Source organism: Pseudomonas sp. SWRI99 (assembly GCF_014270125.1).
Classification (GTDB): domain Bacteria; phylum Pseudomonadota; class Gammaproteobacteria; order Pseudomonadales; family Pseudomonadaceae; genus Aquipseudomonas; species Aquipseudomonas hamedanensis.
Genome location: NZ_JABWQR010000012.1, coordinates 97,278 through 112,799, shown reverse-complemented (window position 1 = coordinate 112,799; position 15,522 = coordinate 97,278). Strand labels below are relative to the sequence as shown.

The window sequence follows — 15,522 nt, the reverse complement described above, 5'->3', positions numbered from 1 at the left end:
TGAAAAGCACTGACAATCGCAGCTTACCGAGTGGCATGCGCTCTGCTAAAATGCGCCGCCTTATCCGTCTGTAGGCTGCACTGTGCCATTTACCTGGGTTGACTGGGCGATCGTTGCAATCGTCGCCATCTCCGCTTTGATCAGTTTGAGCCGCGGCTTCGTCAAGGAAGCATTATCGCTGGTGACCTGGATCATCGCAGGAGCGGTTGCCTGGATGTTCGGTGGCTCATTGTCCGAGTACCTCGCCGGATACATCGAAACCCCATCGGCTCGCGTGATCGCGGGCTGTGCCATCATGTTTGTCGCCACACTGATCGTGGGCGCAATGATCAATTATCTTATCGGCGAGTTGGTTCGCGTCACCGGGTTGTCCGGGACCGATCGATTCCTCGGCATGGCTTTCGGCGCTGCGCGTGGCGTGCTGCTGGTGGTCGTGGCGGTCGGGCTGTTGAGCCTGGGGCCGGTACAGCAGGACGGGTGGTGGAAAGAATCACAGCTCGTGCCAAAGTTTCTATTGGTCGCCGACTGGTCCAAAAACCTGATTCTCGGGTGGAGCAGTCAGTGGCTTGCCAGCGGAATCAGCGTACCCGCTGATATTCCGTTCAAGGAGCAACTCTTGCCGTCGGCGAAAACGCCACAGTGAGTGTTGTTCAGTTCAGATCCATTAAGTAGGGGTTGCGTCGCATGTGTGGCATCGTCGGTATCGTCGGTAAGTCGAACGTCAATCAGGCGCTGTATGACGCGCTAACCGTGCTCCAGCACCGCGGCCAGGACGCTGCCGGTATCGTGACCAGCCATGATGGCCGGTTGTTCCTGCGCAAGGACAATGGCCTGGTGCGTGACGTGTTCCAGCAGCGTCACATGCAGCGTCTGGTCGGTCACATGGGTATTGGTCACGTCCGTTACCCGACCGCCGGCAGCTCGACGTCGGCCGAAGCCCAGCCGTTCTACGTCAACTCGCCTTACGGCATCACCCTGGCGCACAACGGCAACCTGACCAACGTTGAACAGTTGGCCAAAGAGATCTATGAATCCGACCTGCGTCACGTCAACACCAGTTCCGACTCGGAAGTGTTGCTCAACGTGTTCGCTCACGAACTGGCGCAGCGCGGCAAGCTGCAACCGACCGAAGAGGACGTGTTCGCCGCTGTGACCGACGTGCATAACCGTTGCGTTGGCGGTTACGCGGTGGTGGCGATGGTGACCGGTTACGGCATCGTCGGTTTCCGCGACCCGCATGGCATCCGTCCGATCGTGTTTGGCCAGCGTCACACCGACGAAGGCGTCGAGTACATGATCGCCTCCGAAAGCGTTTCGCTGGACGTGCTCGGTTTCACCCTGATCCGCGACCTGGCGCCGGGCGAAGCGGTGTACATCACCGAAGACGGCAAGCTGCACACCCGTCAGTGCGCGACCAATCCATCGCTGACTCCGTGCATCTTCGAACACGTTTATCTGGCGCGTCCGGATTCGATTATCGACGGCGTGTCGGTTTACAAGGCACGTCTGCGCATGGGCGAGAAGCTCGCCGAGAAGATCCTGCGCGAGCGTCCGGAACATGATATCGACGTGGTCATCCCGATTCCGGACACCAGCCGTACAGCGGCGCTGGAACTGGCCAACCATCTGGGTGTGAAATTCCGCGAAGGTTTCGTCAAGAACCGTTACATCGGCCGCACCTTCATCATGCCAGGCCAGGCGGCGCGCAAGAAGTCGGTACGCCAGAAGCTCAACGCCATCGAACTGGAGTTCCGCGGCAAGAACGTGATGCTGGTCGACGACTCGATCGTGCGCGGCACCACCTGCAAGCAGATCATCCAGATGGCCCGCGAAGCCGGCGCGAAAAACGTCTACTTCTGTTCGGCGGCACCGGCGGTTCGCTTCCCGAACGTGTACGGCATCGACATGCCAAGCGCTCACGAACTGATCGCACACAACCGCTCGACGCAGGACGTCGCTGACCTGATCGGCGCCGACTGGCTGATTTATCAGGACCTGCCTGACTTGATCGAAGCGGTCGGTGGCGGCAAGATCAAGATCGAGAACTTCGATTGCGCCGTGTTCGACGGCAAGTACGTGACCGGTGACGTCGACGAGGCTTACCTGAACAAGATCGAACAGGCTCGTAACGATGCCTCGAAGGTCAAGACCCAGGCGGTCAGTGCGATCATCGATCTGTACAACAACTGAGTTTCAACCGGCCCTGAGGGGCCGGTTTTGTATCTGACTTTTATTTTTCGAGAACACAGCAAGGAGTGACAGCATGAGTCAGGAATGGGATGCCGGTCGGCTGGACAGCGACCTTGAAGGCGTAGCGTTCGATACCCTGGCCGTCCGTGCCGGTCAGCACCGTACGCCGGAAGGCGAACACGGTGATCCGATGTTCTTCACCTCCAGCTACGTGTTTCGCACCGCTGCCGATGCTGCCGCGCGGTTTGCCGGGGAAGTGCCGGGTAACGTTTACTCGCGCTACACCAACCCGACCGTGCGTGCGTTCGAAGAGCGCATCGCCGCACTGGAAAGCGCCGAGCAGGCCGTCGCGACGGCAACCGGCATGGCCGCGATCATGGCGGTGGTGATGAGCCTGTGCAGCGCTGGCGATCATGTGCTGGTGTCGCGCAGTGTGTTCGGTTCGACCATCAGCCTGTTCGAGAAATACTTCAAGCGCTTCGGCGTTGAAGTCGATTACGTGCCGCTGGCTGATCTCTCGGCCTGGGAAGCGGCAATCCAGACCCATACCAAATTGTTGTTCGTCGAGTCGCCGTCCAATCCTCTGGCCGAGCTGGTCGACATCGCCGCGCTGGCAGAAATCGCGCACGCCAAAGGCGCGATGCTGGTGGTCGACAACTGCTTCTGCACGCCTGCTTTGCAGCAGCCGCTGAAACTGGGCGCGGATATCGTCGTGCACTCGGCGACCAAGTTCATCGACGGCCAGGGTCGTTGCATGGGCGGTGTCGTCGCCGGTCGCAGTGAGCAGATGAAGGAAGTCGTCGGCTTCTTGCGTACGGCCGGGCCGACCCTGAGCCCGTTCAACGCATGGATCTTCCTCAAAGGTCTGGAAACCCTGAATCTGCGGATGAAGGCGCATTGCGCCAACGCGCAGGCGCTGGCCGAATGGCTGGAGCAGCAGGACGGTATCGAGAAAGTCCATTACGCCGGTCTCAAGAGCCATCCGCAGCACGCGCTGGCTCAGCGTCAGCAGAAGGGCTTCGGTGCCGTGGTCAGCTTTGAGGTCAGGGGCGGCAAAGAGGGCGCATGGCGTTTCATTGATGCGACGCGGCTGATTTCGATCACCGCCAACCTCGGCGACAGCAAAACCACGATTACACACCCAAGCACGACCTCCCATGGTCGCTTGGCGCCGGCGGAGCGTGAGGCAGCAGGCATTCGCGACAGTCTTATCCGCGTTGCGGTCGGGCTGGAAGACGTGGCAGATCTGCAGGCCGACCTGGCACGCGGTCTGGCGGCGTTGTGATCGAGTTGTCCACACCGTCGGCCAATACCCATGGCCGCGTTGCGTTGGTCACCGGTGCCGCGCGCGGCATCGGGCTGGGCATTGCGGCGTGGCTGATCAGCGAAGGCTGGCAAGTGGTGCTGACCGATCTTGATCGGGCGCGCGGTTCGAAAGTGGCGAAGGTGCTCGGCGAAAACGCCTGGTTCATCGCCATGGACGTAGCTGACGAAAATCAGGTCGCACTGGGTGTGGCCGAAGTGCTGGGGCAGTTTGGCCGGCTCGATGCGCTGGTCTGCAACGCGGCGGTGGCTGATCCGCACAACATCACCCTGGAAAGCCTTGATCTGGCTTATTGGAATCGGGTGCTTGCGGTGAATCTCAGCGGGCCGATGCTGCTGGCCAAGCACTGTGCGCCGTATCTGCGTGCGCACAACGGCTCGATCGTCAATCTGGCCTCGACCCGTGCGCGACAGTCCGAGGCGGACTCTGAGGCGTATGCGGCGAGCAAGGGCGGCTTGCTGGCGCTGACCCATGCGCTGGCAATCAGCCTTGGGCCGGAAATCCGCGTGAACGCCGTCAGCCCGGGCTGGATCGATACTCGTGATCCCTCTGTGCGGCGGGCCGAGCCTCTGGCTGATGCCGATCACGCCCAGCATCCGGCGGGCAGGGTAGGCACGGTCGAGGACGTGGCGGCAATGGTTGCATGGCTATTGTCGAGGAATGCCGGGTTTGTGACTGGCCAGGAATTCGTCGTCGATGGCGGCATGACCAAGAAAATGATTTACGAGCAGTAGCAGCTTCAAGCTTCAAGCTTCAAGCGGCAAGTAGAAGCATGATGGTAGTGTGCCTGCTTTCGGTGATCTTGCTTTTCCTTGAAGCTTGCAGCTTGTAGCTAAAAGCTGTTTTTGAAAAAAACTTCAATCCCGCTATTGACTTAGCTTCGCCACCTGCGTAAATTTCGCGGCCTCGGAGATGCAAACGGGTGATTAGCTCAGCTGGGAGAGCGTCTGCCTTACAAGCAGAATGTCGGCGGTTCGATCCCGTCATCACCCACCACTCCCGAGAAGCTTGCGCAAGCAAGAGAGTAGGCTGAAAGTGCCTGCACCGACGCGCAGCGGTAGTTCAGTCGGTTAGAATACCGGCCTGTCACGCCGGGGGTCGCGGGTTCGAGTCCCGTCCGCTGCGCCATATTTTACGAGTCAGACATGTCTGGTTCGCGATTGCAAAGCACCGAAGCTTTCAATCAAAACGAGTTACTTGAGCGCAAGCTCAAAGCGATACGCAGCGGTAGTTCAGTCGGTTAGAATACCGGCCTGTCACGCCGGGGGTCGCGGGTTCGAGTCCCGTCCGCTGCGCCATATCTGTTTCAAGGACCACTGAACGCCTTGGAACACCGAAGTCAGCCATTGGTTGAGTCGGAATCGATAGCAAAGACCCCGGTCGAAAGACCGGGGTTTTTTGTGTCTGAAATTTGTCCTTTCCTCTTCCTTTCTCGAAACTTCGCACAAGTCCTGTAGGAGTGAGCTTGCTCGCGATAGCGGTTTGTCAGTCACGAACATCGGCGACTGGAATACTGCTATCGCGAGCAGGCTCACTCCTACAGGGATCTGATTTCAAATCACATGGTGCGATGCCACGTCGCATTGATTTTTTGATTATTTAGTCAGGTTTTTGTAACTGGTTGTTTGCTGCGGCCTCAGAAACCTTTAAAGTTAACCTTTCGGTCAGCTTTGCACTGTCAACACAGCTCTTTGCTTCGCCAGAAAGGGCTTCTGCACGACTCGAGATTCCCAGTACATAACCAAAAGGGCGGACCCATAACCGCCCAGAGGATGATCCATGTCCAACCGTGATATATCCCGGCGCTCGTTCCTTCAGGGCGGGCTGGTGGCGGGTGTGAGCGTCACGCTGACACCGCTCAGCAGTCAGGCGCTGGCTGCCTTGATGGAAACCAGTGTGACCGTGCCCTCCGAGCAGTGGCTCGGCAATAACGGCAAGGCGCGGCAGCGTAACGACGCCTTGTCCAAGGTCTGCGGGGCCAAGGTGTTTGCCCGCGACATCCGTGCCAAGGACATGCCGGGCTGGCCGCAGCAGCAAGGTCACGCCATGCTGCTGAAAACCATCAAGGCCGACCGCATCTATGACGGCTACGACTTGTCGTGGCTCGGCGCCGAGCTGCAGCCGGACCGCATCGTCACCGCCGCCGACCTGGACAAGGACGGTATCGTCTTCCCCGAAGAACACGCCCCCGATCCGTTGCTGCCGCAAGGCAAGGTGCCGATGTTCATCGGTCACCCGGTGGCGATCCTGATCTGGAATGATTTCGAGCGCTTTCGCCAGGCCAAGAACCAACTCAAGTTCAATGACAAGGCGATTCGTTACGGCGCCAAAGTGCCGTTCTACGAAGGCGATCCCTACGGCAGCTTCCGCTATGTGCGCGTCGGCGGGCCGACCTCGGCAGACGAAGACGAGTTCGCCAGCCTCAAGGACTCGATCCTGTTCCCGATGCTGAAAAACCGCCGTCCGGTGTGGAATTCCCAACCGAACCTGCACGGCAACCTGACCGAGCGTGGTCTGTTCTACGCCGAACGGATGAAGAAACAGATCGATACCCCGCCAGACAACTGGCTGGTGTTCGATGAGCGTTACAAGACGCCATCGATCGAACCGGCCGCACTGGAGCCGGACAACGGCAACGGCTGGTACGACCCGAAAACCAAGACCCTGCATTTCGTTGTGGCGACTCAGTGCCCGCTGGAAGTGGCGACCGATACCGCGAAAATGATCGCGCCGTCGCGCTTTGGTCTCGCCAATCTGAACATGCACCCAGGTTACACCGTCGGTTACGGCTCCAAGGACCACAACATTTTCGTCTACTACGCAGCGCTCGCTGCGCTGTATGGCGACGGTGTGCCGGTGCGTCTGGCCAATGATCGCTACGAGCAGTTCCAGAGCGGCATCAAGCGCCACCCGTTCGACATCCGCTACCAATTGGCCGTGGACAAGAACGACTACACCTTCAAGGTCTTCCGCGCCGAGATGAGCGTCGACGGCGGTGGCCGGATCAACTACAGCCCGTCGGTGGCCGCGGTTGGCGCCACCGCGGCGCAGTCGATCTATTACATGCCGCAGAATGATCTGCAGGTCACCGCGTATCACTCGCGGGCGGTAGAAGCGGGTTCGATGCGCGGCTACGGCACTCTGCAGAGCATGGCCTCGACCGAGATGATGGTTGACGAAATTGCCGATCGCCTGGGTGTCGACGCGATCGATTTACGCCGCAAGAACGCTCTGCGTTCGGGGATGAAAAACACTCAGGGCGCGATCCCGGCCGGTGCGCTGCGCCTGCACGAGATTCTCGACAAGGCCGCAGTCCACGAAGTCTGGAAGAATCGCGACGCAATCAAGCAGCAGCGCGAAGCGGCTGACCCGGACAACTGGTATGGCGTCGGTTTCGCCATCTGCCAGAAAGACTTCGGTACCGGTTCCGAAGCACCGATGGCCAGCATCGAGTTCACCGCCGACGGGCGCATCACCTTGCGCCACATCGGTATCGAGATCGGCACCGGAATGTCCACCTCGCAAGCCTTGGTCGTGGCAGATTTCCTCGGCAGCCCGGCGCACGAAGTGAAGACCGGTGAAACCGAATGGAAGGAGATGCAGCTGATCACCAGCGGCAACCCTTACATCATGAGTCAGGCCGAGCAAGACACGCTGCTGCGCAACCCGCGCTGGGTCGGCAAATTGGCGTCGGCGTCGTCGGCGACCAACTCGGCTTACTACTTTAGTCACGCCACGCGGGAAGCCGCGCGCGTACTGTTCAATCACGGCCTGTGGCCGGCAGCGCTGGAGATCTGGCGTCAGGGCCCGTATGGCGGCCAGGCCAACCCTTACGTGGTGCGTCGCGAAGACGCGCATTGGGTCGACGGCAAACTGACCGCCAACGGTATGCAGCCACTGAGTTTCGAGGAGCTGGCCAAGCGTGCCCACGAACGCGGTCTGGTGACAGCTGCCACGGTGCACGGTTTCAACCGCTGGAGCTGGGCCGAGGCTGAATACAGCATCGACGGCGTGCGCGAGCGGCTGCCGCTGGACGGTCTTGCGGTGAAGTACGGTGAGGGTGCACCACAAGCGAAAAAGGCGCAGATGAACAGTGCCGGTTTCCACTTGCTCGATCGCCAGAACGTCAACTACCCGTTGGTTCAACTGAACAACGCAGCGGTGACTTACTACAGCCCGGTCGCCACGCTGGTCGAACTCAAAGTCAACAAAGGCTCGGCGCAAGTTGAAGTACTCAACCACCATTCATGGGTCGAGTGCGGGCGTGTGTTGGTTGAAGAGCTGGTCAAGGGCCAGCTCGAAGGCGGTATCGCCATGGGAATTGGTCACGCGCTGATGGAAGAAATGCCGTTGTACGAAGGCGGGCCGGGGGAGGGTGACTGGAACTTCAACCGTTACCGTTTGCCGATGGCGCGCCACGTTGCGGTGTGGAAACAGACCGCGGAAATTCTGCCGCCGCTGTCGCCAAGTGATCCGTCCAAAGGCATCGCCGAGGTGGTGATGATCCCGATTGTCGGTGCCATCGGTAACGCCGTGGCCCATGCCATCGGTAAACGTGTTCGCGATCTGCCCATCACTGCTGCGCGCATCAAGGAGGCCCTCAATGGCTAACCGTCCGCTTCAAATGACTCTCAACGGTCAATCCGTCGGCCCGGTGGACATCCCTGATGACCTGCCAATGATCGACTATCTGCACGAATACAAAAACCTCACCGGTTCGCGCCTGGGTTGCGGCCAAGGCATCTGCCATGCCTGTGTGGTGATCGTCGACAACCCCGACGGCACCAGCGAAGAAGTGCGCACCTGCATCACCGGCGCGCATTACTTCGAGGGCAAGAAGGTTCGCACGATTGAAGGCCATGCGACCCGCGACGAGCAGGGTCAGGTCACCGCGCTGAACCCGATCCAGCAACGCTTCGTCGATGAGTTCGCCTTCCAGTGCAGCTACTGCGCGCCGGGCTTCGTCAACGCCGCGACGGTGCTGGTTGAAAAGCTGCAACGCCAGCCAATCGTCAAAAGCCAGCTCGAACAGGTCATCGAGGAAAGCCTCGGTCATCACGTCTGCCGTTGTACAGGGTACGTGCGTTACTACAACGCTACCCGCAACGTGCTGACCGATCTCGGTTTGGTCAAGGAGGGTTGAGCATGAAGCTGTTACTGACCCGCCTGACCATGACCCTGACGCTCGGGCTGGCTGCGCCGCTGCTGTTTGCACATGCCGACGATCAGGTCAAGCGCGGCGAGTACCTCGCCCGCGCCGCCGACTGCATGGCCTGCCACACCGCGCCGGGTGGCGCGCCTTATGCGGGCGGCCTGCCGATCGTGTCGCCGTTCGGCACGATCTACGGCACCAACATCACGCCGAGCAAGGAACATGGCATCGGTTTGTATAACGACGACGAGTTCTTTGCGGCGCTGACCGAGGGCAAGCGGCGAGATGGTGCGAACCTGTATCCGGCGATGCCGTATACCTCGTATCACCTGATGCCACGCGCCGATTCCGATGCGATTCACGCGTACCTGAAAACTATCGAGCCGATCGACCGTGCAGCACCGGTGACCAGCCTCAGCTTTCCATTCAACGTCCGTCTGGGCCTGACCGGCTGGAATATGCTGTACGGCAAAGACCTCAAGCTGGAGCCAGCCGAAGGCAAAAGCCAAGCGTGGAAGCGTGGCCAGTACATGGTCGATGTTCTTGGCCACTGCGGTGAATGCCACACCCCGCGCGGCCTGCCCGGCGCGATGCAACTGGACAAACGCATGACCGGCGGCATTCTCAATGGTTATCTGGCGCCGAGTCTGCTGGCCACCGACTTGGCGGCTCGTGGCTGGAACCAGGAGGATCTGAGCACCTTCCTTAAACACGGCATGAGCGCGCAAGGGACGATGTTCAACGAGATGTTCCCGGTGTTCCACAACAGCACGCAAGGCCTCGACGATGCCGATCTGGCGGCGATGGCGACGTTCTTGCTCGGCGACAAACCTCCAGTGGCCCAAGCGCTTGTTGAGGTACCGGCAGAGAAGCTTGGCGTCAGTGCCCAGCGCGGTCGTCAGGAGTATTTGAACGTCTGCGCCGGATGCCACGCGGTCGGTGGCGAAGGCAAACCGCATATCGCGGTGGCCATGCGTGGCAACACCACGTTGCGTCTGGAAGATCCACGCAATCTATTGCGGGTCATCGAAGATGGTATCGGCGAGCAGAAGTTCTCCGGCTTTGAACACATGCAGCCGATGCCTGGCTTCGCCGGCAAACTCAGCCCGGAGCAATTGACCGATCTGCTCAATTATCTGCGCCAAGGCTGGGGCGGGCAGCCCGCTGAACTGGCGGTGAGCGAAGTGCAGAAGCTGCAGGCGGATGCGCCGTCGATCGAGCACAAGGCGCACTGACATGCAGCATCTTGATCTGCAAGTGATGCGGCGAGCGCTGGAGTGGTCGGCAGCGGGGCGGCGCATTTGGTTGTGCACGGTGCTGACGACTTACGGTTCGGCACCGCGTGCGCCAGGATCGCTGCTGGCGGTGAACGATGGCGGACAGTGGATCGGTTCGCTGTCCGGTGGCTGCGTCGAAGAGGATTTTCTCGAACGCGTCGCCGAAGGTGCATTTCTCGATCCGGTCAGCATCGTGCGTTACGGCGCCGCCGAGGACCCGCGCTCGCGGGTCAGCCTGCCCTGTGGCGGCATTCTCGATGTGCTGGTCGAGAAACTCGACGCCGACTGCGCGGTGCAGATGCACTTGCGAGAATTGCAATCGGCGCTGCTGGGGCAGCGTCGCTTGATTCGCGAGATCGATCTGGTCAGTGGTGCGCGCAGTCTGTTCGCTGATGGCGAGCAGGGTGCGCGGATTGCGCGCGAAAACGATCGGGTACGCATTCGTGTTGGCGCAGCGCAGCGCTTGTTGCTCGCCGGCTATTCCAGTGTGGCGCAGGCGTGCGCCGAGTTTGCGCTTGGGCTCGGGTTTGAAGTGATTCTCTGCGATCCGCGCGACGAGGTGCTTGAAGGCGTGCTGCTCGACGGCGTGGAAATCCGTCGGCAATTGCCATCGATGTTTATTGCCGATGGCGGTTGTCATCGCGACACGGCGGTGGTGGCACTGACCCACGATCCGCGCATCGACGATCTGGCGATGATGGAAGCGGTGCGCACTGACGCTTTCTACATCGGCGTGATGGGATCGCAGCAGACATCGCAAAAGCGTTTCGAGCGCTTGCGGCGCATTGGTGGTTTGAGTGAGGCGGAACTGGCGCGGATTCATGCGCCGATCGGTCTTAATCTTGGCAGCAAGACACCGGCAGAAATTGCCTTGGCGGTGCTGGCGGATATCCTGCGGATTCGCAGAGGGATTGCTCGGGATCAGCTATAGACCGCCGTTACACAAACCCTGTGGTGAGGGAATAAATCCCCTCACCACAGCACTGATCAGAACCCGAGCTTGTCACGCAACCCGTAATACCAGGCCCCCATCGCCGCAAACGGCGTACGCAGCAATTGCCCGCCCGGGAACGGGTAATGCGGCAGATCAGCGAACGCATCGAAACGCTCAGCCTGCCCACGCAACGCCTCGGCCAGCACCTTGCCGGCCAGGTGCGTATAAGTCACGCCGTGGCCGCTGCAGCCCTGCGAGTAATAGATGTTGTCACCCAGACGCCCAACCTGCGGCAAGCGCGACAAGGTCAGCAGGAAGTTGCCCGTCCACGCGTAATCTATTTTTACATCCTTGAGTTGCGGAAAGGCCTTGAGCATTTTCGGGCGGATAATCGCTTCGATATTCGCCGGATCCCGCGCGCCGTACACCACGCCGCCGCCGAAGATCAGGCGTTTGTCAGCCGTCAGGCGATAGTAATCGAGCAAGTAATTGCAGTCTTCGACGCAGTAATCCTGCGGCAACAGGGTGTTTGCCAGCTCATCGCCCAGCGGTTGCGTGGCGATTACCTGTGTGCCGCAGGGCATCGATTTGGCGGCCAGTTCCGGCACCAGATTGCCGAGGTAGGCGTTGCCGGCAACGATGATGAATTTCGCCCTGACCTTGCCTTGCGGGGTATGCACGACCGGATTGGCGCCGCGCTCGATGCGCACCGCAGGCGACTGCTCATAAATAGTGCCACCGAGGGATTCGACAGCAGCCGCTTCGCCGAGCGCCAGGTTCAGCGGATGGATGTGGCCGCCGCTCATGTCGAGCATGCCGCCCACGTACTGATCGCAAGCCACGACTTCGCGGATCCGGTGCTGATCGAGCAATTCGAGTTGGCTATGGCCGAAACGCTCCCAAAGGCGCTTTTGAGATTCCAGATGGCCCATCTGCTTCGCCGTCAGGGCGGCGAACACGCCGCCGTCCTTCAAATCGCACTGGATGTTGTACGTGGCCACGCGTTCACGAATGATCCGCCCGCCTTCGAAAGCCATCTGCCCAAGCATCTGCGCCTGCCGAGGGCCAACGCTGCGCTCGATCACATCAATATCACGGCTATAGCTATTAACGATCTGCCCGCCATTGCGCCCCGAGGCACCGAAACCGACCCTGGCCGCTTCCAGTACCGTCACTCGAAAACCGCTCTCCAGCAGGAAGAGGGCAGAGGACAGCCCGGTATACCCGGCGCCGATCACGCAGACATCCGTCTCCACATCGTCCTGCAGGACAGGGCGTGGCGGTGCGGGATTGGCCGACGCCGCATAATAAGACTCTGGGTAAGGGGTGTTCGCCATCCTGCAGCCTCTGTTTAATATATTTTACGAGTGCGCCGATCCTACCCGAGTTGAAAAACCTCCGCCAGCCACTGAAAATCTCTGTCGGCACGCTGAAATTAAATATTTTGCATATTCATAGGGTTAGGTGAAAAAAAGGTGTTGACACCCCTACGGAATTCCGTAGAATGCCGCCTCACAGCAGGCACGTAGCTCAGTTGGTTAGAGCACCACCTTGACATGGTGGGGGTCGTTGGTTCGAGTCCAATCGCGCCTACCAAACAAAATCCGCTCTGCTGGGCGGTCTGGAAGGGCTCACCGAAAGGTGGGCCCTTTTTTGTTGTCTGCGATTTGCAAAACTTTTGCAAAACCCCCACCTCAAAACGCCAGTTCGGCGCTCACCTCAACGTAGTCGATCGTCTTGTCGCCGTGACCCTCCTGATAGTGCTTCGTCATCTTCTCGTCCGCGTGGCCCAGCAGCGCCTGGATGTATTCCTGCGAGGAGTCCCGCGCCTGGGCAAATGACTTGGTCAGGTGGTCGGGCGTGACGGCGTTCCAGTGAAGCTTGGCGTCGAACGGCGACCGCTTGCGGGCTTTCGTCGAGTAGTGGGTCAGGTAAGTGAACAGCATTCCGGCCATGCGCCGGGCTTACGCAGGATAGAGGTGTTAAAGTCCAGCCCCTTAGAGGGATGAGCCATGACCCAGGAAGAGCAAGCAGTTTCTGAGCGTGCTGTGATGTTTGCGAAGCAAAACCGAACCCGTATTGCCCGGGAGTTGGCCTGTTTGAAGACCTATCCGAGCGATGAGTACCCCGTCTCTGTGTTCATGGCAGGGTCGCCTGGCGCAGGGAAAACTGAGGTGTCCAAGGCATTTATTGGGATGATGCAGGTCGGCGTGTCGAAAGCGTTACGAATCGATCCTGACGATTTTAGAGTCTATTTCCGTGAATACACAGGGCGGAATTCCAGGCTCTTTCAGCGTGGAGTAACGACCATTGTCGAGCGAACCCTTGATTTGGTTTATCAGCAGCGTCAATCGTTCCTGCTGGATGGGACTCTTGCGAATCTCGATGTGGCGCGCCGAAATATCTCGCGAGCTCTCGATAAAGAAAACAGGTCCGCCCAAATAATCTATGTCTATCAGCGTCCTGAACTTGCTTGGGAATTCGTGCTTGCGAGAGAGAGGAAAGATGGAAGGAGCATCCCGTGTCCTGAGTTTGTCAGGCAATTCTATGCCGCAAAGGTCTCTGTCTGTACGCTCAAGGATGAGTTTCAGGATGCGTTGCAAGTGGATGTGATTATCAAGGATAACGATGGGGTGAACGGCGATATTGGCATTAACCTTTCGGCTGACGAAATTGACGGGTTCATCAACCAGCCCTATGATCCCAGCGAGCTTGAACGTATTTTGAACGGAGAATTCCCATGAAAGGCGAGAAGGCAGCAGGCGCTTCGACGAAACTTCATGGTTCGTCGACGATGTCTGATTTTTTCCGCCACGGGTCTGCGGAAGAAAGGCGAGAGATCTATAGCATGGCGGCTCGTGCGGCCATTGACGAGCAGAAGGATGTGATCCTCTCGACGAAATCTGGCGAATTTATGGCTGCAAAATGTAAATAATTCTGTATCTACCACCAAAGCCCGGCCTGCAGTTGCCGGGCTTTTTCGCGTCTGGCTCAAGGCTTGGGGGGCGTTGGTCTTCTCCATCATGCCGGCGATGCGCTCCAGCAGCATCAGATCCGACTCCTTGAGCCTTCCCTTCGCCACGGCTCTGGTTAGCTTCTCGATAACAGCAATCGCGTGGGCGAAGCATTCTTTTGCACGGCTTGATATGGACATACGACTTCGGTGTCGGCTTGGGGCCTCTCCACCAGTACCATACTGGCGCATATCGGTGGCCTGATCGACGAGCGCAGCCATCTGGACTGCAATCTCTACCAATCCTTTATGCGCACTATCATTACCCCGTTTTTAAATATTCCGGACTGGATCTTTATCTTCTTTGGTTCACGTAAGCGCCTCGGCGACATGCTTGCCTCCACGATTGTGGTCCGCTCCAGGTAGCTCGGGATTCAGTGTGGGCGTAAGGCGTTGATGCCGAGAAAAACGTAAATCTGTCTGATATTGAACAGGTTACGATTTTTTTTAACCGACCGGTTATCCAAAAAGCCTTGTTGAGGGTTGTGAATTTAAGTAACATCCGTCCCGCGTTCACCACCACGGTTTATGCATTTTTAAATCCCAAGCTTCCATCAGCTGCTTGGGATTTTTTTTGCCCGCGATTTGGCTTTTGCCCTCCGTTAAATTTCCTCTCCTGGTGTCTCGTTGATCCCCGGCGACAAGCCACAGGCACGTCGCGGTTTTTTCGACTACTACTGACTGGCCGATTTTCTAACGATTGCCGATTGGGGGTAGCGATGCTGAGTCACTGGTTCCTCGCCGCTGTGCATCTTCTGGCTTTTGCCTTGGGCTTCTGGGCCGTGCTGACGCGCGGTGCAGCGTTCAGTCGTCTGGCGGCCGGTACGGGAGAGGTCGGGCGGGTTTTGCTGGCCGATAATATCTGGGGAGTGTCGGCGCTGATCTTGCTCACCACCGGCGGGATGCGAGCCTTTGCTGGCTACGAAAAAGGTGCTGACTACTACCTTCATCAATCGCTGTTTCATCTGAAGATGACGCTGTTTGTACTGATTCTGCTAATTGAGCTTGCACCGATGATCACATTGATCAAATGGCGGATCGGCAAGGCGCGGGGAGCGGTGCCTGACACTGGGCGAGCAAGGCTGTTTGCGCGTCTCAGTCACGTCGAAGCGCTGCTGCTGGCGCTCATGGTCATCGCGGCGACGGGTATGGCGCGGGGCATCTCTTTGGGGTAGGAGCGCGAATTCCCCGTGCGCTATCGGAAACGTCCGACAGTCAGTGACAGGAATGGCAGGTAGTATCGTGCGGCAAGAGGGAGGGGGGCGTAACGAAGTGTTCCGGTGTTTCAAGCGCCGTACCCAGTGGAGTGGGAAGCGGATGGCAAAACGGCGCGTGAATCTTTAGCCAGTCATTGCGCGCAGGCACACGAACTGGCTACTGACTGCGGGTGGCTCAGGGCGTCTGTGGCTTGTCTGGGGCGGTCAGGCCAGCCTGGATGCGCTGATAGATTTCTTCACGGTGCACGGCAACATTCTTCGGAGCGTTGATACCGATGCGGACCTGTTGGCCGCTGACGCCCAGAATGGTGATGGTGATGTCATCACCGATGTTTATGCTTTCACCGACTTTGCGGGTGAGTATCAGCATGGTCTTCTCCTTGATTGCTTTGTAGGGCACCTGATTCAGACAGTG

At 58.9% G+C, this 15,522-nt stretch carries 14 protein-coding genes and 4 tRNA genes; 15 read left to right on the top strand and 3 right to left on the bottom strand.

Going from position 1 to position 15,522, the window contains the following annotated elements:
• Positions 1 to 82 precede the first annotated feature (82 nt).
• From HU743_RS12220 to HU743_RS12170, 11 genes are all read left to right on the top strand, one after another.
• Positions 83 to 643 (top strand): CvpA family protein, encoded by a 561-nt coding sequence (locus HU743_RS12220; protein ID WP_186552365.1) that lies wholly within the window; start codon positions 83 to 85, stop codon positions 641 to 643.
• 41 nt (positions 644 to 684) lie between these two features.
• Entirely contained in the window at positions 685 to 2,190 is a 1,506-nt protein-coding gene (gene purF, locus HU743_RS12215; protein WP_007956466.1) for an amidophosphoribosyltransferase, read from the top strand.
• A 73-nt stretch (positions 2,191 to 2,263) separates the two neighbouring features.
• Entirely contained in the window at positions 2,264 to 3,475 is a 1,212-nt protein-coding gene (locus HU743_RS12210; protein ID WP_186648850.1) for an O-succinylhomoserine sulfhydrylase, read from the top strand.
• Complete coding sequence (locus HU743_RS12205; RefSeq protein ID WP_186648849.1) at positions 3,472 to 4,248, top strand: SDR family oxidoreductase; 777 nt, start codon at positions 3,472 to 3,474, stop codon at positions 4,246 to 4,248. Before HU743_RS12210 ends, HU743_RS12205 begins: the two co-directional genes overlap by 4 nt.
• 186 nt (positions 4,249 to 4,434) lie before the next feature.
• A tRNA-Val gene (locus HU743_RS12200) sits at positions 4,435 to 4,510 on the top strand.
• Positions 4,511 to 4,565: 55 nt separating this feature from the next.
• Positions 4,566 to 4,642, top strand: a tRNA-Asp gene (locus tag HU743_RS12195).
• A 93-nt stretch (positions 4,643 to 4,735) separates the two neighbouring features.
• Positions 4,736 to 4,812 (top strand) — tRNA-Asp (locus HU743_RS12190).
• A gap of 481 nt (positions 4,813 to 5,293) precedes the next feature.
• Positions 5,294 to 8,125: a xanthine dehydrogenase family protein molybdopterin-binding subunit gene (locus HU743_RS12185; RefSeq protein WP_186648848.1), complete on the top strand. Its 2,832-nt coding sequence runs from the start codon at positions 5,294 to 5,296 to the stop codon at positions 8,123 to 8,125.
• Positions 8,118 to 8,657, top strand: coding sequence for a (2Fe-2S)-binding protein (locus HU743_RS12180; protein ID WP_186648847.1), 540 nt, complete (start codon positions 8,118 to 8,120; stop codon positions 8,655 to 8,657). The genes HU743_RS12185 and HU743_RS12180 overlap by 8 nt, the downstream gene beginning before the upstream one ends.
• Positions 8,658 to 8,686: 29 nt before the next feature.
• The gene (locus HU743_RS12175; protein WP_238351736.1) at positions 8,687 to 9,901 is read left to right on the top strand and encodes a cytochrome c; all 1,215 of its coding nucleotides are present in this window, start codon (positions 8,687 to 8,689) and stop codon (positions 9,899 to 9,901) included.
• A 1-nt stretch (position 9,902) separates the two neighbouring features.
• Complete coding sequence (locus HU743_RS12170) at positions 9,903 to 10,874, top strand: XdhC family protein (protein ID WP_186648844.1); 972 nt, start codon at positions 9,903 to 9,905, stop codon at positions 10,872 to 10,874.
• A gap of 56 nt (positions 10,875 to 10,930) precedes the next feature.
• On the opposite strand, the gene HU743_RS12165 is transcribed toward HU743_RS12170, so the two are convergent.
• Complete coding sequence (locus HU743_RS12165) at positions 10,931 to 12,214, bottom strand: FAD-binding oxidoreductase (RefSeq protein WP_186648842.1); 1,284 nt, start codon at positions 12,212 to 12,214, stop codon at positions 10,931 to 10,933.
• A 182-nt stretch (positions 12,215 to 12,396) separates the two neighbouring features.
• Between HU743_RS12165 and HU743_RS12160 the strand changes: the two genes are divergently transcribed.
• Positions 12,397 to 12,473, top strand: a tRNA-Val gene (locus HU743_RS12160).
• 98 nt (positions 12,474 to 12,571) lie between these two features.
• Here HU743_RS12160 and HU743_RS12155 read toward each other — a convergent pair.
• Positions 12,572 to 12,832: a hypothetical protein gene (locus tag HU743_RS12155; RefSeq protein ID WP_186648924.1), complete on the bottom strand. Its 261-nt coding sequence runs from the start codon at positions 12,830 to 12,832 to the stop codon at positions 12,572 to 12,574.
• A 57-nt stretch (positions 12,833 to 12,889) separates the two neighbouring features.
• Between HU743_RS12155 and HU743_RS12150 the strand changes: the two genes are divergently transcribed.
• The 3 genes from HU743_RS12150 to HU743_RS12140 all read left to right on the top strand — a co-directional run bounded on the left by HU743_RS12150 (position 12,890) and on the right by HU743_RS12140 (position 15,065).
• Positions 12,890 to 13,621 carry a zeta toxin family protein gene (locus HU743_RS12150; protein WP_186648840.1) on the top strand — a complete coding sequence of 244 codons (732 nt, stop codon included), beginning with the start codon at positions 12,890 to 12,892 and terminating at the stop codon, positions 13,619 to 13,621.
• Positions 13,618 to 13,812, top strand: coding sequence for a hypothetical protein (locus tag HU743_RS12145; protein WP_186648838.1), 195 nt, complete (start codon positions 13,618 to 13,620; stop codon positions 13,810 to 13,812). The genes HU743_RS12150 and HU743_RS12145 overlap by 4 nt, the downstream gene beginning before the upstream one ends.
• Before the next feature lie 797 nt (positions 13,813 to 14,609).
• A complete protein-coding gene (locus tag HU743_RS12140) occupies positions 14,610 to 15,065 on the top strand; it encodes a DUF2214 family protein (RefSeq protein WP_186648836.1) in 456 nt (151 codons plus the stop codon).
• A 217-nt stretch (positions 15,066 to 15,282) separates the two neighbouring features.
• On the opposite strand, the gene csrA is transcribed toward HU743_RS12140, so the two are convergent.
• Positions 15,283 to 15,477, bottom strand: coding sequence for a carbon storage regulator CsrA (csrA, locus tag HU743_RS12135; RefSeq protein ID WP_003179932.1), 195 nt, complete (start codon positions 15,475 to 15,477; stop codon positions 15,283 to 15,285).
• Positions 15,478 to 15,522: the final 45 nt, after the last annotated feature.

Excerpts from the sequence above, each read along its gene's own strand:
- purF (WP_007956466.1), top strand. The coding sequence starts at position 685 with ATGTGTGGCATCGTCGGTATCGTCGGTAAGTCGAACGTCAATCAGGCG.
- HU743_RS12210 (WP_186648850.1), top strand. The coding sequence starts at position 2,264 with ATGAGTCAGGAATGGGATGCCGGTCGGCTGGACAGCGACCTTGAAGGC.
- HU743_RS12185 (WP_186648848.1), top strand. The coding sequence starts at position 5,294 with ATGTCCAACCGTGATATATCCCGGCGCTCGTTCCTTCAGGGCGGGCTG.
- HU743_RS12180 (WP_186648847.1), top strand. The coding sequence starts at position 8,118 with ATGGCTAACCGTCCGCTTCAAATGACTCTCAACGGTCAATCCGTCGGC.
- HU743_RS12175 (WP_238351736.1), top strand. The coding sequence starts at position 8,687 with ATGACCCTGACGCTCGGGCTGGCTGCGCCGCTGCTGTTTGCACATGCC.
- HU743_RS12170 (WP_186648844.1), top strand. The coding sequence starts at position 9,903 with ATGCAGCATCTTGATCTGCAAGTGATGCGGCGAGCGCTGGAGTGGTCG.
- HU743_RS12165 (WP_186648842.1), bottom strand. The coding sequence starts at position 12,214 with ATGGCGAACACCCCTTACCCAGAGTCTTATTATGCGGCGTCGGCCAAT.
- HU743_RS12155 (WP_186648924.1), bottom strand. The coding sequence starts at position 12,832 with ATGGCCGGAATGCTGTTCACTTACCTGACCCACTACTCGACGAAAGCC.
- HU743_RS12150 (WP_186648840.1), top strand. The coding sequence starts at position 12,890 with ATGACCCAGGAAGAGCAAGCAGTTTCTGAGCGTGCTGTGATGTTTGCG.
- HU743_RS12145 (WP_186648838.1), top strand. The coding sequence starts at position 13,618 with ATGAAAGGCGAGAAGGCAGCAGGCGCTTCGACGAAACTTCATGGTTCG.
- HU743_RS12140 (WP_186648836.1), top strand. The coding sequence starts at position 14,610 with ATGCTGAGTCACTGGTTCCTCGCCGCTGTGCATCTTCTGGCTTTTGCC.
- csrA (WP_003179932.1), bottom strand. The coding sequence starts at position 15,477 with ATGCTGATACTCACCCGCAAAGTCGGTGAAAGCATAAACATCGGTGAT.